We start from the raw sequence: 20,373 nt of genomic DNA on the forward strand, positions 1-20,373 counted from the left end.
AAAAAGATATTTTAAATACCCACTTTACCTTCTTCATCTCTTTTCTTAAATACTTCTTTTGCTACATTAACTGCATTCAGTACTCTAGGAAAACCCACATATGGTAAAGCTTGAATGAAGGTTTCAATGATTTCTTCTCGAGTCAGGCCCACATTCAAAGAACTATTGATATGAAAGTGTAATTGCGGTACTGTATCGCCTTGCGTAAGCAAGCTAGTGATAGTAATCATTTCTCTTTGTTTTAAATCCAGAACCCCACGTTCATAGATGTCACCAAAAGCAAATTCAATGATATATTTACCCACATCTTCATACAGACCTGCTAATGAATCAATTACAGCCTGACCACCGACTTCGTCCACTTTTGCCAGATTTTTTAAACCTGTTTCAAAACGATTTAATTCAGCCATTTTGTTTCCCTTTTAAGTTTTGATTACAGATTTAGGATAAATGCTGGAGTTCACTCCACGTCAACACCATTTTTTTAGTAATTTGAAAATTTCAAAATATAATAACGATTACATAAAGTAATTAAAATATAGATAACTAATATGCAATATTCAATTGGTCAATTTTCAAAATTGTGTGGTCTATCCATTGATACACTTCGCTTTTACGAAAAACAAGGATTAATATTTTCAACTAGAGATCAAAATAATCGCCGTGTATATACGGAAAAAGATATTAATTGGGTGAAGTTTATCCTCAGACTGAAAAAAACTGATATGAGTATAAAAAAAATGCAGGAATATGCTAGGTTGCGCTATCAGGGAAATAAAACCATACCACAAAGACTAGTTCTCCTCTTTGAGCAATTGGATTCTTTACATCAAGAGCAGGATAAGCTTAATGAAAACATTAAATTTATCGAACATAAAATTAAAAGTTATCTCGAGTTGACCAAATAAAACTAAAGATTGTAAATTCTGAATTTTAAAAAGGTTAATAATGTAGTAAAAAAACTGCTACTAAAAATGGAAATTAACAAACACGATAACATCTCAACTAAAGAGGATACTTTTTATTAAAAATGATACTGTATATCCAGAATGGCACATAATAAATATACATATATCATAAAATAACGAGCCATTATTTTGGTTGCCTGACTGGAAATGTTAAAAGCTTATACAAATAATCGGATGCGGATTGCTGGCCGTAATGGTCAGGTACATATGCCACTGGATAAGGGGCAGAAACTCAGTATTTGAATACTAATTGTCAGCATTTTTATAAAGTATCCAAAAGTAAAACCATTTTGCCACGATATTCACACATCAACAGTGCAATATCCTCGATGAATCGCGCTATTTGACTCTACATATATATTACAGACAATGCATAACAATCTTATCAAATATTCATTGCCTAAACGAGCTAAAGCCAAGTTGCTACATTTTGGCGGTCTATTTAGAGTATGTATCCATTGCACAAGATTGAAGTTAGACTGAGATAACAACAAGCATTAGCTGATCATTTTATATAGCTTTACATTAAAACATATTTGTAAATATAATTACTTTTATTAGTTATATTCGTAATAGATAATTATGCCCAAAAATATATTAACCTTTTTTAACAAAGGAAAATTAGCTAAACAATTACTGATTTCACTTGCTAGTTATACTGTTTTTATTATTGGTATATTGGGATGGTATTTTTTCGATACTTGTGATCAGGCCGGTTCTTGTGCGTTTATTGCGATATGCGCACTAATATGCTTTTTTGTTTACCTCATTATTATTAATATCAGTATTTTCAAAGCTATTTTTTTTCATTCAGAAATGAATTCATCGCCCTCTTTAAAAACATTATCGGTAGGTCTGATTCTGTCTGTCATCCTGCTTTTCTCGTCTTGGTATGGTGGAAAATATCTAATAATCTGGTCAGGCTTTGAAATCAGCCCAGATTCAATAGCAATATTGGTTTTTACAGCTATCCTTTTCTTTTTCTTATGCACTAGTATCAGTTCTTTTATGCTGTTTCTGGCTAAACTTGCTAATAATATTTATCTGCACATTACACATAAATGACTGCCTCACTAAACTAAAACATACAGCCTTCCTAATTTTATTTGTTACCAACAACCCTATTGTTAATCAACTATAAACATACTCTATAATTCCTATAATAGATTGTATTAAGACAATATACTGAATATAAACCTTTAATGCATAATATTAAAAATTTAATGCTAAATAATTTGAAATTATAATATTTTATATTAGATATTGCTTAATGTAATTTTAGTTATATAATGTAATACCTTTTCTTGAAAACATAACTTCAGACTTGTTTGAATCCAGAAAAGGAAAAAAATTACAAAGGAGAAAATAGAATGTATTCTATTGATTACAATAGTTACCGCTCTGTTGGCGGTTTTAACCAGCGCGTACGCTTTCTAGTATTACACTATACGGCAGAAAATTTTGCAGATTCTGTGAAATCTTTGAGTGGCTCAGCTACCAGTATTCATTATCTCATACCTGATGATACTGAACTCAGCTATCAAGCAGCAGGTTTTAATGAAATGCGGATTTTTAATCTAGTCTCAGAAACAGACCGTGCATGGCATGCTGGAGTTAGTAGCTGGCAAGGACGTAATAATCTTAACGATACATCAATTGGGATCGAAATAGTTAATTTAGCTACTGATAATAACGGCATTTTTACTTTTCCACCTTATAAGCTCAATCAGTTTAAAGCGATTAAAGAGCTTTGTTTGAACATTCTGCAGCGTTATCCGGATATCAGTCCGACGAATGTTGTTGGTCACTCTGATATTGCACCTCAGCGTAAAAGCGACCCTGGGGCAGCTTTCCCATGGAAAGAACTGTACGAAGCCGGTATAGGCGCATGGTACGAGACAAAAACAAAATTACATTTCGAAACTCGATTCAGAAAACAAGGTATTCCAGACAATTCAGAAGTATTAAAACAGTTAAGCCGCTATGGCTATGATATTACCGGAGCAGATACCAATGCAGAACAGTTCAGTAAGTTAATCCGAGCTTTCCAGCTTCACTTTCGCCCAAAAAAATATGACGGAAAACTAGACTGTGAAACAGCAGCTATTTTATATGCACTGGTAAATAAGTATTTACCTGCACAATAAACCATTGCTGTATAGAAAAAAACGTTAAAAGCAATTATTTTTATTCCACGAACCGCTAGGTATGGTTCGTGGTTTTTTTAATAATCCTGCAACTTTTCTAAATTCTAATCCCTACTTTACAAGCGTGTTACCGATAATACGCCTTTAACATCACTTAAACTGCTCAACACGCGCGGTAAATCATTTACCTGATGTACTTCAACAGTAAAACGCAACTGAGCTTCAAGATCACGTGAAAGGGTTTGTACAGCGGTAACATTAAGACGGTTCCGTGCCAGTGTTTCTGAAATATCACGCAGTAGCCCACTGCGATCACGTGCACGAATTTCAATATCGATAGCAAAGACCTGATTAGCTGAATCATTGGCCCAAGAAGCAGGTAATACCTTATCAGGTGAAATTTGCGCCAGATACTGAAATGAAGAGCAGTTACTGCGATGAATGGAGATACCTCGTTCACGAGTCACGAAACCGATAATGTCATCTCCAAAGGCTGGTTTGCAGCATTTGGCGAGTGTGGTATAGAGACCGGCCTCACCATCCACCAGCACACCACCGAAATTGTTTTTAATTTTACTGCGTTTGACCAGATGGTTTTCTGTAACCGGTGTTTCCGGTTTTTCCATCATGGTATCAACCGCTTTCTGAATCATACGGCCGGATACCTCTCCATGCCCCATAGCCAGATATAAATCATCTACACTGCTAAATCCAAGCGCTTCCGCCAATTTGTGCGTGTTGGGCTGTACCTGTAGTTTAACCAGCTGCTTTTCCAGTGCTGTACGACCGGATTCGCGTATCGATTCTCCATTCTGCTGACGGATAAACGCCCTGATTTTGCTAATAGCTTTATTGCTCTTCACCCATCCGTCATGCAACCAGTTTACAGAGGGCTTACCTTCACGTGCAGTGATGATTTCCACGCGTTGGCCATTTTCAAGCGGTGTGGATAAAGGCACAATCTGTCCGTCCACTTTTGCGCCTCGGCAGCGGTTACCGATGTCGGTATGCAAAGCATAGGCAAAATCAATCGGGGTAGCACCGGCTGGTAAAGAAAATACTTTGCCATGCGGTGACAGCACATAAATGGTATCGTTAAAGAGTTCTGTCTGAAATGCACGAGACAAGTCTTCACGATCGTTGCCGTTTTCGGCTAAATTTTCACGCCAATCGAGTAGCTGACGCAGCCAGGCAATTTTGTGCTCGTAAGCCTCATTGCCTTTACCACCCTCTTTATACCGCCAGTGTGCAGCCACGCCGAATTCGGCATAGCGGTGCATATCAAAAGTACGTATCTGGATTTCCACCCCTTTGTCTTCCGGCCCCACCACAACAGTATGCAGGCTCTGATAATCATTGGGTTTGGGATGAGCAATATAATCGTCAAACTCGCCCGGAATAGGCTGCCACAGGCTGTGTACGATACCCAGCGTTGCATAACAGTCGGCTACAGTATCGACTAGAATACGCACAGCACGAATATCATACAATCCGTCAAAACTTAGTTTCTTCTTTACCATTTTGCGGTAAATAGAATAGATATGTTTCGGCCGACCCGCTACTTCAAAATGCATATTCAGGCGACTAAGCTGTTGTTTAAGGGTATCTACAAAGTGCTCAATATAATCCAGCCGCTCAGTGCGCTTTTCATCTAGCAAACGTGCAATTTTTTTGTATTCGTCTGGATTCTGATAACGGAAACTTAAATCCTCAAGCTGCCATTTCAGTTGCCATACACCAAGCCGATTGGCCAGTGGGGCAAATACAGTCATGGTCTCCTTGGCCACAGCCTTTTTCAACGCTTCATCGGTTACCTTGCTCAGATAATTCATGGTCTGCGCACGCATTGCCAGCTTAATCAGCACCACGCGAATATCAGATACCATTGCAAGCAGCATCTGGCGCATGGCTTCTGCCTGCTGCTGGCGCTCTTCCGTTGTAGCCAGCGGGCTGATACTGACAAAATAGGTTAGCTTCTGCACCTGATACAAACCAGCCACCAGTTGCATTACACTCTCACCACACTGCTCTTTTACGATGGTTTTCCAGTCAGTCACGTAGTTGGGCAGGCAACTCAGTAAAGTAGCGGCCACTGCATCGGCCATTAAATCCATATCCGCTACGCTTTTGGCGGCTATCATCAGATTGCTGCACAAGTTTTCGCCACAAAAGGTAACTGCATTCTGCGGATACCCACTATCCATCAAAGCCTGAGCATGCCGTAGCATTGTCGCCATAGCTGGAGGCAAAGTGGCAATATATTCATCTAACCAAACACATGGCGCATGGGCGGGTGTGGCGAGAAGAGTATCAGGCGTGCTAACCATGTTATCAACCTGTTGATTTGTGTAAATTATGCTGGCAATTGTACCAAAAGCCACAAGTTTCTGCTTCAGTATGGGCTGTAGAAAAACTCGAATAGTGATATTATGCGCACCTTTCGCATACACTATATGCAGATAACCTCGCTCGTCCTGCGTTTATAGCTTTCGCATATAGTCTTTATTTTTAAAGGATTTATAATGCAGACTCACCCTGAAGTCATAGGTGTTGAAGCGCTGGCTGCAAAAATTCGCAAAATTCCAAACTGGCCGCAGGAAGGAATTTTATTTCATGACATTACACCGGTATTGCAAAGTCCGCAGTATTTCCGCCTACTGGTTGATTTAATGGTCTATCGTTATATGGATCAGAAAATTGATGTAGTAGCCGGTCTGGATGCACGAGGATTTATTATCGGTGCAGCATTAGCTTACCAGCTTAATGTTGGGTTTGTTCCCATCAGAAAAAAAGGCAAATTACCTTTCACAACGATTGCTGAAAGTTATGAGCTGGAATACGGCCATGCTACTATCGAAATGCATACAGATGCTGTAAAACCCGGTACTCGAGTACTGCTGGTTGATGATCTGGTAGCTACCGGCGGCACCATGACTGCAGGTGCCAAACTCATTCGCAAACTAGGTGCAGAAGTTGTTGAGGCTGCAGCCATAATCGAATTCACTGATTTACCTGGTGGAAAAAGAATCCGTAATGAGGGTGTTCCTCTATTTACCCTGTATCAGAATTCAGGTTCTGTGGAGCAATAAATTTTTAAGCCAGTTTTACTGAGATGCAAAAAAGCAGAGATAAATATCTCTGCTTTTTTATTGATATATGATCAATCAGTTAATCTCAAGTACAGGCATAGTTTTTACTAATTCATCCACCGCTTTAACCTGAGCCAAAAATGGTTCCAGCATGTCTAGCGGCAAGGCACTCGGACCATCACAACGTGCTTTATCTGGATCAGGATGAGCTTCAAGAAATAATCCAGCCAGCCGTGTGGCCATACCGGCCAGAGCCAAATCCAGCACTTGACTGCGACGACCACCAGAAGCAGCTGCATCTGCCTGCCGTTGCTGCAACGCATGGGTAACATCAAATATAATCGGCAGATCGGCACAGACTTTTTTCATCACCCCAAAGCCAAGCATATCTACCACCAGATTGTCATAACCGAAGTTGCTGCCTCGTTCACACAGGATCAGCTGCTGATTGCCCGCTTCGTAGAATTTATCAACAATATTCTTCATCTGGTGCGGACTCAAAAACTGCGGCTTTTTGATATTCACCACTTTACCCGTCTGCGCCAGTGCCACCACCAAATCAGTCTGGCGAGCAAGAAAAGCCGGCAACTGCAAAACATCTGCCACTTCTGCTACCGGTGCAGCCTGATACGGTTCATGTACATCCGTAATTACTGGAACACCAAATTCTTGTTTTACCGCGGTAAAAATTTTCATACCTTCATCCAAACCCACACCACGGTAGGAATGAATCGAAGAACGATTGGCTTTATCAAATGATGCCTTGAACACCAGCGGAATGCCCAGTTTCCGAGTTACCTCAACATAATGCGCACAAGTACGTAAAGTCAAATCCAGATTTTCCAGTACATTCAGGCCACCAAACAGCACCAGTGGCAAATCATTGGCTACTGAAATATTACCAACATGAACAATCTTGGTCACAATCAATCCTCACTCAGGTTCCGGTACGTGGACATCAGTGCCCAGACCAACATAAACCCGCATTCTACAAAATAGTTTGCTCAGCGTCCAAATCTCATTAACCCCGATAATCGTTAACTCGATTCAAAATTAACATACAAAAATAGCGTTAGTTTTACATATTCATAACATCACCATCGTTTTCAGTATAGGTTTGACTACTATTTTCGCGCTACAATAGCTAAAATAACCGGCCAGTAATCACCCGACATACCTTTTATCTTTAGAAAACGCCGCACCAAACATAACCCTACAGGATTAATCTTGATATATATCTCGCAGAAACGCCTGCACGGGCTGCTACAGAGTATATTGCTCACCACCCTTACCTCAATGGTATGGGCGGCCAGTCTGCCAGCAGACAGCGATGATATAGAAGACGACATTCCACCACCGAAAACTGGCTTACTGCACCGATTACTGCATCCGCACCAGTATCGCGAAGAACACAAGCATCAACTGCCGAAAATTCCGCGGGTACCTGTCACTATTGATGTCAATAATTCTGCGCTGCAAAAATTAATTACAGACCATCTGCCACTGATTACTCAGCAATTGATCGAAGACCTTGATGATGAGCAGCTTGGATTCTTGGCGGAGGAAGCACCTCAGCAAACGCAGACCATGCTTGAAACAGAGGGATATTTCAATGCAAAAGTCAATCTCGAAAAACAAAGAGATGGCTATCTGATACACATTGACCCTGGCCCCCGTACTCAAATTGAAAATGTCAATATTTCGTTGAGCGGCAACGTTACAGCAGATGACGACCTGACCAATTACTACAAAAGCGCCGTTGACAACTGGGTACTACCAGTTGGTGACCCTTTTACTCAGAGCAACTGGTCAGCCAGCAAATCTTCGGTACTCTCCGCCATTGTGCGTAAAAAATATCCATTGGCCACCATCAGTGCCAGCCGCGCCACTATTGATCCGCAAAAAAATTTGGCTGACCTTTCACTTACTGTAGACAGCAAACAGCCTATCTATTTCGGCGATATACAGGTAAGCGGCAACGAGCGCTATCCGGTGTCTATTGTTACCGGAATGGCCGGTTTCGGCCCCGGATCACCTTATGATCTGGACAAACTGCTTGATTATCAACAAGCGTTGGAACAAGACAGTCATTATGGCAATGCCGTGGTCAGTGCCGATTTCGACCACATGGTAAATGACCACGTACCTGTACTGGTAAAAGTAAGCGAAATGCGTCGTCAGAAACTGACCTTTGGTTTACGTTACGACACCAAAAATGGTCCCGGATTCCGCGGTGGCTATGACCATTACAATGTGTTCCATAAAGGCTTTGTCGGCTCCACCTTGCTAGATACCGACCGCTACGAAACCACCTTTGGTTTTGGCCTGAGCCAGCCGCGCAACAGCCGTGGCCATTACTGGACCAGTAATCTCAACTATACTTATTCTACCGTACAGCATCTGGAAAGCCGTGCCCTGTCTAGCGGCATCTGGAAAGTACGAGACCGCAACGGCATAGACTCCCGTATTGGCGTTGAATATATTACTGAAAGCAGCAAAATCGAAGATGGTCCTGAGCTTGGTCATAGCTATGCCACTATGCTTACCGCTTCTTGGAAGCGTCAGAATATTCAGACCCAGCTAAGGCCAGCCAATGGCTATTATCTGGAAGGGAAAATCGGCACAACGCTGGGAAAACTATTGGCATCCGCTTCCATGCAGCGGGTAACGGCCAGCGGTGGCTATTACTACACACCGGAAAACAAAAAATACGGTACCTGGGTGCTACGCAGTCAAATTGGCTATGTGCATACCGGTGATGCTGTCAATGTCCCTTCCATTCTCATGTTTCGTGCCGGTGGTGCCGGCAGCGTTAGAGGCTATGAGCTCGATAGCATTGGTATCAAAAGCTCACATAATTCCGTATTACCCAACCGTACACTGGCCGTAGCCAGCGTGGAATACCAAATTCCGGTGTACAAAGATTTTGCTCTGGCTCTATTTCACGATGCCGGTTCAGTGTCCAAAAATTTCAGCGACATGCAATGGCGTCATGGCTCTGGTTTAGGCGTACGCTGGTTTAGCCCCGTCGCCCCCTTTGCCTTCGATATCGCATACGGCCATCATGATAAAAAATGGCGCTGGTCTATCAGTTTGGGAACAAAATTCTAATGGCTGAAACCATACTTCACTCAGGCGAAACTTCAGCCAAACCCGCAACCACTCCACAGCCACCGCGCAGGCCACGTTGGAAAAGCTGGCTAAAAGCCAGCCTATTCACCCTGCTTGGCCTCATAATCATCATCATCGCCTTAGTGTGCTGGCTGGCCGGCACCGAATCCGGTCTTCGCTTCAGTGTTCATACCGTACCTAAATGGTTTGGTGTACACATCAGCACCCAAAAACTGTACGGCACAATTTGGCAAGGCTTTGCCGGTTCAGACATCCATGTCAGCCATCGCGATTTTGATTTAACCATTGATAAACTCCAGCTAAACTGGAACAACCGCGAATTATGGCAACGACGATTTCACGTGCAGCTGCTGGATGTTGGCAAAATCAACTACACCGACCACAGCGTCCCCACACCGAAACCAGTTCCCACACTGCCCAATAGCATCAATCTGCCTTTACAAATTCAAATTGATAGCATCCAGCTTGGCAGCTTCACCCTCGGCAAAAAACAGACTCCGGTTTTGCTTAATAGTCAGGCCAGCTATACATATGATTATCGCAAGCATCAGCTTGTTCTCAACCAACTGAATACTCCATGGCAGAACCTTCAAGGCAATATTGCCATTGCCACTCAAACACCGTTTGCACTGAACGGTCAACTAAATGGCAACGGCACGCTTGATAAAACCGCTGTAGAAAGTGCCGCCTTGATTAAAGGCAGCCTACAACAGCCCGACCTATTTGCCCGTCTGGATGGCGGAGATATCCATTTTCGCACTCATGCCATTCTCAGACCTTACGCTTTACAGCTTAACCGCAAAATAGTCAGCTTCAACCTACAAAGCCGCCATATCAATCCTGCTGCCTTTAGCAGCAGCCTTCCTTTTGCTGATCTTAATCTCAACTTAGACCTAACTCCCGTTAAAAACAGCCAGAACCAACTGGCCGGCCACATCAAACTGGGTAACGAACAGCCACGTGCCTATAATGATGCTAAAAGCTCCGGTTTACCTATCCGCAGTATTGAAGGCGATATCAACATCGACAGTAATGGCAAGCTTCAGTTACCTGCCCTGACCACACGCCTGCTTCGGCAAGGGCAAATCATCACCCGCGGCAGCATAGACAGCGCTGCTAAACAGCTGGACATCAATAGCCAGTTGTTACGAATCTATGCAGATGACGCCTTGACTACACCATTGCCTGGTTCGCTCAATGGACACATCCGCGTATCTGGCAGCTTCAACGGCTTAAATACCCAATGGCTGCTGTCCAGCGAAAAAGGCAGCAGCGATGGTTCCATTCAAATCATTACCGATGAACAAAAACATCAACAGACCTTGATACTCGACAAACTGAACCTCACCCCGAATAAAGGTGGTAGCTTTAGTGCCAAAGGCAGCCTAGCACTGTATCAAAATCAAGCCCTGCAACTGGCTATAAACAGCAATAATTTCAACCCGTCCAAAGTCAACTCCAGCTTTCCTGCCGGCAGCATCAACGGCCATATCAACGTCAGCGGTCAGCTGGCACAGCAACCGGCCATTCAAGCAGACATGCTGTGGCACAACAGCATACTCTCCGATGCAGCACTTTCCGGCAAAGCCATAATCCGCTATCGCAACCAGCATCTGGAGCAAGCCAACATCAATCTCAACGCTGGCCGCAACCGTATACTTACCAATGGCAGCTTCGGCAAAACCGGCGATAAACTCAATCTCGATATCAACGCTCCTGATATCGGTCTTTTTGGATTCGGCCTCAAAGGCCTACTCAACACCAAAGGCTTTATTGCCGGTGAACCGAAAAAAATTACCGCCAACCTGAGCGGTGCAGCCCGTAACCTACAAATCGCAAAACTGCTTAACATCAGCCAGCTGGATTTCAAAATTATTGGTTCTCCCGATATTACCCAGCCATTACAGCTAAACATGGCTGCAGACCACATATACATAGCCGGTGGCAACGGCAGCAAACCAACTATAATCAACAACACCGACATCAAAATTAACGGCCGCGGCAACCAGCATCAGCTACTAGGCAACAGCAGTCTGTCACTCGATGGCAAATCCTATCATCTGAGCATTAATGCCCATGGCGGAATGGATAAGAATTATCAGTGGCGAGGCCGTGTCAACGCACTAGATATCAACGGTGCCCTCAATCTCAAACTGCTCAGCCCCATTCAACTTGAAGCCGGAGCTGAACGCGTCAATATGCAGAACGCACGTTGGGCAGCACTGGGTGGCAGCCTCAGCCTCAGCAACCTCAATTGGGACAAAAACAAAGGGCTGATTACCCGCGGCACAGCCAGCAATCTCGCTTTGCGCGAGTTACACAGCATCGTCGAATTGCCCGTCGAACAAAACCTGATAATTGGTGGCGACTGGAATTTCAGCTATAGCCGTAACATGCAGGGCTATCTGAAACTGTATCAGCAGGGCGGCGATATCATTCTACCGCAGCACCAGCAGAAACTGGGTCTGCAAAATGTCCGACTCGATACCCGTTTCCAGAATGGTCACATCGATAACCACCTCAGCGGCCTCACCCGCTATGGCACCACCGATGCCCTACTCATCATTACCCCTGCCGCCAACGGACAAATTAGTAATGCGCCCATCAGCGGCCATATTAAAATAGACAGTCCTGATCTCAGCAGCGTACGCAATCTACTGCCCATTGGCATGCAACTCAATGGTAGCATGCACACCAACGCAACCATCAGCGGCCATCTGAACGAACCATTACTAAACGGCACACTCATCGGCAACAACCTTTATTATCGTGATCAGTCTAATGGCACTATTCTCGAAAATGGCAGTCTTAGAAGTCATTTTCAGGGTCGTCGCTGGCTTATAGACAGCCTCACCTTCGCCCGCCGCGACGGTACTATTAAACTCAATGGTGTCGTTGACATGACCAAACTTACTCCAGACATTAACGTCACCGCCCATTTTGACCACTACAACATCTTTGACCAGATAAACCGCCGTCTTACCCTCAGCGGCAATACGCAGCTGCTGTATACCATCGCCCATGGCATCGTCCTGAATGGCAAACTCAAAGTAGACAAAGGTTTATTCGGCATGCAGAAATCCGGCATGCCACAACTTGATGACGACGTAGTTGTTCTAGGCCGTGAAAAAACCACCGAACAGCAGCGCGCCACACCCATCCGTCTCAATCTGGATTTAGATATGAACAATGCCTTCAGATTCAGCGGCGAAGGATTAGATGTTTTATTAGGTGGTCAGCTCAACGCCAGCGCCAATCCCGGTAGCACCATCCAGATTGTCGGCACTGTGAATGTCGTGCGCGGACAGTATAAAGCCTACGGACAAGATCTGGTCATTCAGCATGGCAGTACCATTTCCTTCGTCGGTCCGATGGACAACCCCAACCTGAAAATCCGTGCCAAACGCCGATATTCTCAGGTGGGAGCAGGAGTTGAAGCACTGGGTCGCCTCGACAGCCCACGTATCAACCTTATCGCCAACGAAGCCATGAGCGAAAAAGACAAACTTTCATGGCTGATACTTAACCGTCCCAGCAGCGGCAGTGCCGGCGATGAAGCAGCCATTGCCGCAGCTGCCAGCGCATGGCTGGCCGGCGGTCTCAACGATAAACTTGGCCTGCTGGATGAAATTGGCCTAACCAGCCAGCAAACCCGCAATAGCCAAACAGGCGAAATGAATCCGGCCGAACAAGCCATTACCATTGGCAAACATCTTTCCAACAACCTGTATATTAGTTACCTTTACGGAATCGAAAGTGCTACGCAAACAGTTAGCATTACCTATCAGATCAGCCGAGCTCTGCAAAGCATCATACGTGTAGGAACAGGCTCTGCAGGTGGCGAAATCCGATATACACGACGTTTTGATTAATTATTAACTTAAATTAAAGTTAAATTTATGTCGAAAATTAATCTGCTTATTTAGCATCGAACTGCTGTATCCATCAAAAATTATAGTATATTATTAATATAACCTTTAAATTTGATTTCAAGGGCACATTATTAATTATGTTAAAGAAACTAGATTTACATAATCAAGATAAAAATTTTTGGATTGGGACCTTAATAAGCGCTATGTTGAGTATACTAGCCATATATTATGCTACTTATTATTACAGAGTTCATATACATGGCATAGAAACCTCAGCCACTGTAGAAACCGTTTATAAATATCAAAAAAAGGGGACAGATTATTATGAATTAACAGCCAAATATCTCGATAAAAACAATAACGTTGTTATTAGCAAAGATATTACAACCGGGATAAATGTTCACGAAGGAGAGAAAATCAAAATTCTTTATAATAGATATTCTCCTGAAATTGCAGATATTAAAGACAACAATCTAACTAAAATAAATTTTTGGGTGTATTTTGTTAGCGCAATTTTATTGAGTTGCTGCACTGCATCTGTATACAGGGAAAACAAACAAAAACATAATTAGTTTCTACAAACATTCAAATATAGACACTAAGCCTCAGTAAACACCAGTATGAAAAAACTTTAATCCCAGATCACTAAAATATTAAATTTTTAAAAGCCACTCTATAAGCAAGAGCAAGATTAAATAAAATATCCTATTGAAATATAAAATTATCTCAAATATTTACAAAAATCACCATAGTTCATAATTACGTATTTATATACTAGTTAAATATTCTGTCTAATTAAATATTCTGTCTAAGCCAAACCTACTAGCCAAACAGAATATTTATGAACCAATCATAGCCAGATAGTCAAAAAGCCGCCTACTTTAAAATTGATTTAACCCGGTTATCTAGCGCCAGTCGCCCGCCACCAGCCATAAAGAGAAACAAAAAAATAAAACAATATAATACTGCCTGCTCCCCATTATTTAACTGAGGAGTAAGTAAAGTATGCAAACCAGCAGACCGCGTATGAAAAAACAAATAAGCTACCGCCATCTGTCCACTCAGAACAAAAGCAGCTGGCCTCACAAACAAACCCAATAGCAACAAAACACTGCCCGTTAATTCCAGAACACCGGCCGCTCCCATCAGCGAAAACAGTGCCACAGACCCATGACCGTCAGTCATGGATAACGGCCACTGCCAAAATTTTGCTGTAGCATGCTGAATATATAAAAAAGCCGTAACCAGACGCAACACAGTCAAAGCATAACCATTGAAATCAGTATCAATTGTTTTCGTATTAATCATGGCCACTCCATTACTCATTTATTGAAAAGATAACGACAGTGTATTGAATTTACCATTGAGAAACGATATCATTTTTATAGAATAATTATTTCCTGTAAAGAAACTAAATGGACACCTTACAAAGCATGTGGGTATTTCGCTATGTCGTCGAACTCGGCAGCTTTACCAAAGCGGCTGAATTCATGGATATTTCCACAGCCATGGCGAGTAAGCACTTACATCATCTTGAAAAAAGCATCCAGGCCAAACTGCTCAACCGCACCAGCCGCCGTATCAGCCTCACCGAAGCCGGTCAAGAATACTATCATCGTTGTGTAGAAGCACTTGATACCCTTTCCGAAGCAAAACACATCGCACAGGCTGGCACCATCAAACCTCAGGGGCTACTTAAAATCACCGCTCCGAACTGGTGTGCCTCTCGCCATTTCGGAGAACTGCTAGCAGAATATCGGCGCCAATATCCCGAAGTCAGCCTGTCTATTAATCTCGACAGCCGCCGCGCCGATTTAGTAGCCGAAGGAATAGACCTTGCACTGCGAGTAACCAATAATCCTGAACCTAATCTAATAGTCAAACCCATCACCAAAATCGATTTCCTATGGGTTGCCAGCCCGCAATACCTGAAAAAATATGGTACGCCGCATACCATGGCCGACCTCAAACAGCACTATGGGCTACTGCCCCAATACGTACATCTCGATCTACCCCTGATACCGGCCTGTACCAGCAACAGTGCCCTGCTCATCCATCAAATGGCACTCAATCATATGGGACTAGCCTATTTACCAGAGTGGATGGTTAAAGAAGACATCGAAAATCAGCGCCTCCAAACCATCGATCACATCGCCTGCCCTGAAAGCCACACTCTGTATGCCGCCTACATGAATCGTGAATTTCTCAGTGCCAAAGTACGCAGCTTTATCGATTTTCTGGCACAGAAATTTGCAAATGAAAAAAACCACTAACATTTATATACAAAGGGGAAATAATATGATTAAAAACGACCAGGCCATCAGCTTTCTACAGCAGCTTTTTCAGTACACCGTGCAAGAAGCCAGCCCAATAAATAAAATGAAAGCATGGTTACCAGCACAAAAACCTACGGGCAAAGTAATAGTAGTCGGTGCCGGCAAAGCTGCCGCCGCCATGGCTGCCGAGTGGGAAAGAATCTGGCCAGAAAACTATCCACCCCTATCCGGAGTGGTTGTAACCCGTTATGGCCATAGTGTACCTACCAAACACATTCGAGTACTGGAAGCCAGCCATCCTCTACCTGATTCCGCAGGGCAGGCGGCTGCCGAAGCATTACTGCAAGCTGTAAGCGGACTAAACCCAAAAGATCAGGTCTATTATTTAGTATCAGGTGGTGCTTCCGCGTTGACCACATTACCGATTGCCGGTATCTCACTGAAAGACAAACAAAACATTAACCGCCAACTGCTTACTCACGGCGTTCCTATCGAAGCCATGAATACCCTGCGCAAACATCTGTCACGCATAAAGGGCGGGCGCCTTGCAGAAGCTGCCGCACCAGCTCACATCACCACACTGGCTATTTCCGATGTGGTTGGCGACGACATCAGCACCATCGGCTCTGGTGCCGCCGTAGCCGATCCCACCACAGTTGCCGACATAAAACAAATCGTCACCCAATATCAGCTCGAACTGCCGCCAAGCGTAGCCACCTATCTAAATTCACCCACAGCAGAAACCCCCAAAAAGCTGGACAACAGTAGCGCTCATATCATCATCACCCCGCATCAGGCATTTAGCGCAGCACAAAAACAGGCACAGAATCAGGGTATCGACGTACTCTATCTGGGCGACCGCATAGGAGGTGAAGCACGCGAAGTAGCTCAGGTAATGGCCGGCATTGCTCAGTATCATCACCAGCAGCCACATAGAAAACCGCTGTTAATTCTCAGTGGCGGAGAAACCACTGTAACCCTCAAACATCAAGGACGCGGCGGACGCAACAGCGAATTCCTGCTTGCACTGGCTATTGCACTGAATGGCGCCTCCGGTATCTACGCATTGGCCGCTGATACCGATGGAATTGATGGCAGCGAGGACAATGCCGGCGCATGGTTCACTCCTGAGAGTCTGCACCATGCGCGAAAAATCGGCCTCAATCCCAATGAATTGTTGCAACAGCACCGAGCTTATGATTTTTTTGCCGCCACCAAACAATTACTGATTACTACCCCTACCCGCACCAACATCAACGACTTCCGCGCCATACTCATACTCTAAAAATAAATCCAGACAAAATTTAGCCCGCTCCAGCATCGATTTAATAATAATTAATTAATAATCAATCTAGCAATACAAAAAGTTAATTATTATAAATCAGTTATTTATATAAAAAATTACTCGCTACAATGAATTATCGGTATATGCCGAATTTTTCTGGAGTAAATGATGCAAACCAATAAAGAAATTGTCACAGCGTTTCACCAACAGGTATTCGTAAATGGTGATTTATCCGACATAAATAAATTTGTCAAAGAAGACTACATTCAGCACAACCCGGAAGTAGCAAATGGCCGTGAAGGCTTCGTCAAATTTCTACATACCTTGTTGCAGCAAAAACTGCAATATGACACTAAAAACATCAGCGCCGATGGCGATATGGTATATGTATTCTATAAAACCACTGATGAACAAGGTCATCAAAGCAAAACCTGTGATATTTACCGGTTAGAAAACGGCCAGATAGCCGAACACTGGGACGTAATAGAAGAAAATATCGAAAAAATAAAATCGGTCAACGGCAACAGTGTTTTTTAATTATTAACACCTGCCGCTAATCCATCAGGCCATACTGTATGAAATAGTATGGCCTAAAAAGTTAGATAAATACTAAAAGCAAAAACTACATACCTGTGTATACACTAAATTCTCCAGACCTTAGCAATCTAATTTTTTCTGAATTCACTTTTGTGCACACTGCATCGCCAGATGGATGGCAAACTTAGCCAGCGATTTTTTTCCAATAGCAACTAAGTAAAAGAGCGAGTTATTCACCCGCTCTTATTCACACCGATAGTTAGAACCATTGCCCGAAACGGCGAATATACCAGCGCTTCACCGTCTGCGTCACTACACAGTAACACCCCAGAGTCAACACCAGCCATGGGAAATATTGCCATGGCAATGGCGTCAAACCAATCCAGCCACTAATTGGTGAAAATGGGATATAAATACCTACAGCCATAATCAGCACTGTCATCAATAATACCGGTAAAGAAGCGGTACTTTGCACAAACGGTATTTTGCGCGTACGCAGCATATGCACCACCAGCGTCTGTGAGAGCAGACCTTCCACAAACCAGCCAGAATGAAACAAATTCTGCACTTCCGGTGCATTGGCATGAAACACAAACCACATCAACGCAAACGTACTGATATCAAAAATAGAGGAAATTGGGCCAATAAACAGCATAAAACGGCTGATATTAGAAACATCCCATTTGCGCGGTTTGCGTAAAAATTCCTCATCCATTTTGTCCCATGGCAGGGAAAGCTGAGAAAAATCATACAGCAGATTCTGTATCAGCAATTGAATCGCCAGCATCGGCAGAAACGGTAAGAAAGCACTGGCAAACAATACTGAAAATACATTACCGAAATTGGAGCTCGCCGTCATATTCAGGTATTTAATAATATTGCCGAAAGTCTCGCGCCCTTTAATGACCCCTTCTTCCAGCACCATCAAACTTTTTTCCAGCAGAATAATATCCGCAGATTCCTTAGCAATATCAGTAGCCGTATCCACAGAAATACCCACATCGGCATCACGCAAAGCCGGTGCATCATTAATACCATCGCCCAGAAAACCAACCGTATGCCCATTTTCCTGCAACAAACGAATAATACGCGACTTCTGCAACGGCGTTAGCTTAGCAAACACAGTATGCCGTTCCAGCAGCGGTTTCAGAGCCTCATCGCTCAAAGCTTCTATTTCATTGCCCAGTAGTGGCTGGCCAGCTTCAATACCCACCTCATGACAGATTTTGCGCGTCACAATAGCATTGTCACCCGTCAGCACTTTCACCGCTACGCCATTTTCACTTAAAGCAGCAATCGCCTGTGCCGCACTGTCTTTTGGTGGATCAAGGAAAGTCAGAAAGCCGTATAAAGTTAGCTCAGTTTCATCTGCCACCGCATACTGTGCCTTCTGCTCCCCTTCTGAAATATACTTTTTACCAATAGCCAGTACGCGAAAACCTTCCTTATTGTAGCTTTCAGCCAGTGCCAGCAACTGTTCACGTCGTGCAGCATTCAATGTCAGATGTTTGCCCTGTTCATACACACAGCTGGAAATAGACAACATTTCTTCAACTGCACCCTTGCAAATCAGCACATGACGCTGCTTATCATCACGTAGCACCACAGACAGACGCCGGCGTACAAAATCAAACGGCAACTCATCAATCTTACGATAACCACCATCGTTAATCACTGCGCTGTTTTCCGGTTCCTGCGCAAAGCGCACAATGGCCTTATCCATCAGATTTTTCATACCACTCTGATAGGAGCTGTTCAACCATGCCAACTGCAATACTTCATTATCATTATTACCGTTAATATCAGTGTAATGTTCGAGGATGATTTTATCTTGAGTCAATGTACCGGTTTTATCAGTACATAATACGTCCATAGAGCCAAAATTCTGAATGGCACTCAGACGCTTCACCACCACTTTACGCCGTGCCATTGCCATCGCCCCCTTGGCCAGATTGGCGCTGACAATCATTGGTAACATTTCCGGTGTCAGCCCCACAGCCACAGCCAGAGCAAACAAAGCAGCATCACCCCAGTCACCTTTGGTAAAACCATTAATCAACAGCACCACCGGTACCAGAATCAGCATAAAACGAATCAGCAAATGGCTGACACTGTTTACACCGCGGTCAAAAGCAGTCTGGCTGCGTGTACCCACAATCGATTTAGCCAGTGAGCCAAAATAAGTATCACTGCCCGTGGCAACCACCACAGCTTTAGCGTTACCACTGACAATATTGGTTCCCATAAAGCAGATATTTTCTGCATCCAGCGGATTAGCAGAGACAGGCTTGTCGGCTGCCACCGTGCCATGCATATTCACCGTATCGGATTTTTCTACCGGAATAGATTCACCTGTCAGCACAGCTTGACTAATAAACAAATCGCGAGACTCAATTAAGCGCACATCGGCAGGTACCATATCACCAGCAGAAAGCAAGATAATATCCCCTGGCACCACTTCCTTAATCGGTACTTCTAGCTGCTCAGTACTGATATCACGGTGGCTACGGCGCAATACCGTGGCAGTAGTACTGATCATGGATTTCAGCGCCTGCGCAGCCTTATTAGAACGATATTCTTGCCAAAAGCTCAGCAAACCACTCAGCAGCACCATCACCACAATAATAAAAAGGCCACTTAAACTGGTTTCTTCACCATGACGCAAAGGAATCAGATAATCAGTAAAAAAGCTTACACCAGCCAGCGCCAGCAAGACGAAGATAAAAGGATTTTTAAATGCCAGCAACAATTGCAGAAACGCAGATGGAGCTTTATCGTGCACCACATCATTGCGACCAAAATTGGCCAGCCGTTCCTTAACGTCATGCTCGGTCAAACCACTCAGACTGGTCTGTAAATTAGACAGCGTACCATCAAGACTGTTGCGCGACTCCAGCACAGCCTTAATATCCACTGGTTGAGAAATGATTTTTTTTAATTTTTTCATAAACAGTACCTCACCGGCCATGCAGTTTCCCGGTCGGTAGATACTGTAGACTAACCCGGAAACCTCAACGGCCTAGTTGCAGTTGTGGTATCAATAAAATAAACGGTCGACTCGAATCTT

15 protein-coding genes are annotated in these 20,373 nt (G+C 43.6%); 10 read left to right on the forward strand and 5 right to left on the reverse strand.

Going from position 1 to position 20,373, the window contains the following annotated elements:
* Window positions 1-11: 11 nt before the first annotated feature.
* Entirely contained in the window at window positions 12-410 is a 399-nt protein-coding gene (locus tag ACQP6D_RS06555) for a carboxymuconolactone decarboxylase family protein (RefSeq protein WP_100141208.1), read from the reverse strand.
* A gap of 141 nt (window positions 411-551) precedes the next feature.
* On the opposite strand from ACQP6D_RS06555, the gene ACQP6D_RS06560 reads away from it, so the two are divergent.
* The 3 genes from ACQP6D_RS06560 to ACQP6D_RS06570 all read left to right on the forward strand — a co-directional run bounded on the left by ACQP6D_RS06560 (window position 552) and on the right by ACQP6D_RS06570 (window position 3,115).
* The gene (locus ACQP6D_RS06560; RefSeq protein WP_100141207.1) at window positions 552-908 is read left to right on the forward strand and encodes a MerR family transcriptional regulator; all 357 of its coding nucleotides are present in this window, start codon (window positions 552-554) and stop codon (window positions 906-908) included.
* Window positions 909-1,550: 642 nt separating this feature from the next.
* Window positions 1,551-2,033, forward strand: coding sequence for a hypothetical protein (locus tag ACQP6D_RS06565; protein WP_427857730.1), 483 nt, complete (start codon window positions 1,551-1,553; stop codon window positions 2,031-2,033).
* 305 nt (window positions 2,034-2,338) lie between these two features.
* Entirely contained in the window at window positions 2,339-3,115 is a 777-nt protein-coding gene (locus ACQP6D_RS06570) for an N-acetylmuramoyl-L-alanine amidase (protein WP_267391948.1), read from the forward strand.
* A gap of 116 nt (window positions 3,116-3,231) precedes the next feature.
* Here the strand turns inward: ACQP6D_RS06570 and ACQP6D_RS06575 are convergent, their stop codons facing one another.
* Window positions 3,232-5,442 (reverse strand): RelA/SpoT family protein, encoded by a 2,211-nt coding sequence (locus ACQP6D_RS06575; RefSeq protein ID WP_267391949.1) that lies wholly within the window; start codon window positions 5,440-5,442, stop codon window positions 3,232-3,234.
* Between the two features lie 195 nt (window positions 5,443-5,637).
* Here ACQP6D_RS06575 and ACQP6D_RS06580 point away from each other — a divergent pair, with 195 nt between their 5' ends.
* Complete coding sequence (locus ACQP6D_RS06580; protein ID WP_100141203.1) at window positions 5,638-6,204, forward strand: adenine phosphoribosyltransferase; 567 nt, start codon at window positions 5,638-5,640, stop codon at window positions 6,202-6,204.
* Between the two features lie 75 nt (window positions 6,205-6,279).
* Here the strand turns inward: ACQP6D_RS06580 and kdsA are convergent, their stop codons facing one another.
* The gene (kdsA, locus tag ACQP6D_RS06585) at window positions 6,280-7,119 is read right to left on the reverse strand and encodes a 3-deoxy-8-phosphooctulonate synthase (protein WP_267391961.1); all 840 of its coding nucleotides are present in this window, start codon (window positions 7,117-7,119) and stop codon (window positions 6,280-6,282) included.
* Window positions 7,120-7,431: 312 nt separating this feature from the next.
* On the opposite strand from kdsA, the gene ACQP6D_RS06590 reads away from it, so the two are divergent.
* The 3 genes from ACQP6D_RS06590 (at window position 7,432) to ACQP6D_RS06600 (ending at window position 13,780) form a co-directional block, all read left to right on the forward strand.
* Window positions 7,432-9,315, forward strand: coding sequence for an autotransporter assembly complex protein TamA (locus tag ACQP6D_RS06590; RefSeq protein ID WP_427857731.1), 1,884 nt, complete (start codon window positions 7,432-7,434; stop codon window positions 9,313-9,315).
* Window positions 9,315-13,208 (forward strand): translocation/assembly module TamB domain-containing protein, encoded by a 3,894-nt coding sequence (locus ACQP6D_RS06595; RefSeq protein WP_427857732.1) that lies wholly within the window; start codon window positions 9,315-9,317, stop codon window positions 13,206-13,208. Before ACQP6D_RS06590 ends, ACQP6D_RS06595 begins: the two co-directional genes overlap by 1 nt.
* A 137-nt stretch (window positions 13,209-13,345) precedes the next feature.
* Window positions 13,346-13,780 (forward strand): hypothetical protein, encoded by a 435-nt coding sequence (locus ACQP6D_RS06600; protein ID WP_267391952.1) that lies wholly within the window; start codon window positions 13,346-13,348, stop codon window positions 13,778-13,780.
* A gap of 304 nt (window positions 13,781-14,084) precedes the next feature.
* Here ACQP6D_RS06600 and ACQP6D_RS06605 read toward each other — a convergent pair whose 3' ends face one another.
* A complete protein-coding gene (locus ACQP6D_RS06605) occupies window positions 14,085-14,516 on the reverse strand; it encodes a DoxX family protein (RefSeq protein WP_267409023.1) in 432 nt (143 codons plus the stop codon).
* Between the two features lie 107 nt (window positions 14,517-14,623).
* Between ACQP6D_RS06605 and ACQP6D_RS06610 the strand changes: the two genes are divergently transcribed.
* The 3 genes from ACQP6D_RS06610 to ACQP6D_RS06620 all read left to right on the forward strand — a co-directional run bounded on the left by ACQP6D_RS06610 (window position 14,624) and on the right by ACQP6D_RS06620 (window position 17,306).
* Window positions 14,624-15,481 (forward strand): LysR family transcriptional regulator, encoded by an 858-nt coding sequence (locus tag ACQP6D_RS06610; RefSeq protein ID WP_100141200.1) that lies wholly within the window; start codon window positions 14,624-14,626, stop codon window positions 15,479-15,481.
* 25 nt (window positions 15,482-15,506) lie between these two features.
* Entirely contained in the window at window positions 15,507-16,769 is a 1,263-nt protein-coding gene (locus tag ACQP6D_RS06615) for a glycerate kinase type-2 family protein (protein ID WP_267404772.1), read from the forward strand.
* A 168-nt stretch (window positions 16,770-16,937) separates the two neighbouring features.
* Window positions 16,938-17,306 carry a nuclear transport factor 2 family protein gene (locus ACQP6D_RS06620; protein ID WP_427857733.1) on the forward strand — a complete coding sequence of 123 codons (369 nt, stop codon included), beginning with the start codon at window positions 16,938-16,940 and terminating at the stop codon, window positions 17,304-17,306.
* 259 nt (window positions 17,307-17,565) lie between these two features.
* Here the strand turns inward: ACQP6D_RS06620 and mgtA are convergent, their stop codons facing one another.
* Entirely contained in the window at window positions 17,566-20,274 is a 2,709-nt protein-coding gene (gene mgtA / locus ACQP6D_RS06625) for a magnesium-translocating P-type ATPase (protein ID WP_427857734.1), read from the reverse strand.
* Window positions 20,275-20,373 lie beyond the last annotated feature (99 nt).

This window comes from Snodgrassella sp. CS2, from assembly GCF_050310315.1.
Taxonomy (GTDB): Bacteria; Pseudomonadota; Gammaproteobacteria; order Burkholderiales; family Neisseriaceae; genus Snodgrassella; species Snodgrassella alvi_E.

Coding starts and splice junctions, on each gene's coding strand:
- ACQP6D_RS06555 (WP_100141208.1), bottom strand. CDS start 410: ATGGCTGAATTAAATCGTTTTGAAACAGGTTTAAAAAATCTGGCAAAA.
- ACQP6D_RS06560 (WP_100141207.1), top strand. CDS start 552: ATGCAATATTCAATTGGTCAATTTTCAAAATTGTGTGGTCTATCCATT.
- ACQP6D_RS06565 (WP_427857730.1), top strand. CDS start 1,551: ATGCCCAAAAATATATTAACCTTTTTTAACAAAGGAAAATTAGCTAAA.
- ACQP6D_RS06570 (WP_267391948.1), top strand. CDS start 2,339: ATGTATTCTATTGATTACAATAGTTACCGCTCTGTTGGCGGTTTTAAC.
- ACQP6D_RS06575 (WP_267391949.1), bottom strand. CDS start 5,442: ATGGTTAGCACGCCTGATACTCTTCTCGCCACACCCGCCCATGCGCCA.
- ACQP6D_RS06580 (WP_100141203.1), top strand. CDS start 5,638: ATGCAGACTCACCCTGAAGTCATAGGTGTTGAAGCGCTGGCTGCAAAA.
- ACQP6D_RS06595 (WP_427857732.1), top strand. CDS start 9,315: ATGGCTGAAACCATACTTCACTCAGGCGAAACTTCAGCCAAACCCGCA.
- ACQP6D_RS06600 (WP_267391952.1), top strand. CDS start 13,346: ATGTTAAAGAAACTAGATTTACATAATCAAGATAAAAATTTTTGGATT.
- ACQP6D_RS06605 (WP_267409023.1), bottom strand. CDS start 14,516: ATGATTAATACGAAAACAATTGATACTGATTTCAATGGTTATGCTTTG.
- ACQP6D_RS06610 (WP_100141200.1), top strand. CDS start 14,624: ATGGACACCTTACAAAGCATGTGGGTATTTCGCTATGTCGTCGAACTC.
- ACQP6D_RS06615 (WP_267404772.1), top strand. CDS start 15,507: ATGATTAAAAACGACCAGGCCATCAGCTTTCTACAGCAGCTTTTTCAG.
- ACQP6D_RS06620 (WP_427857733.1), top strand. CDS start 16,938: ATGCAAACCAATAAAGAAATTGTCACAGCGTTTCACCAACAGGTATTC.
- mgtA (WP_427857734.1), bottom strand. CDS start 20,274: ATGGCCGGTGAGGTACTGTTTATGAAAAAATTAAAAAAAATCATTTCT.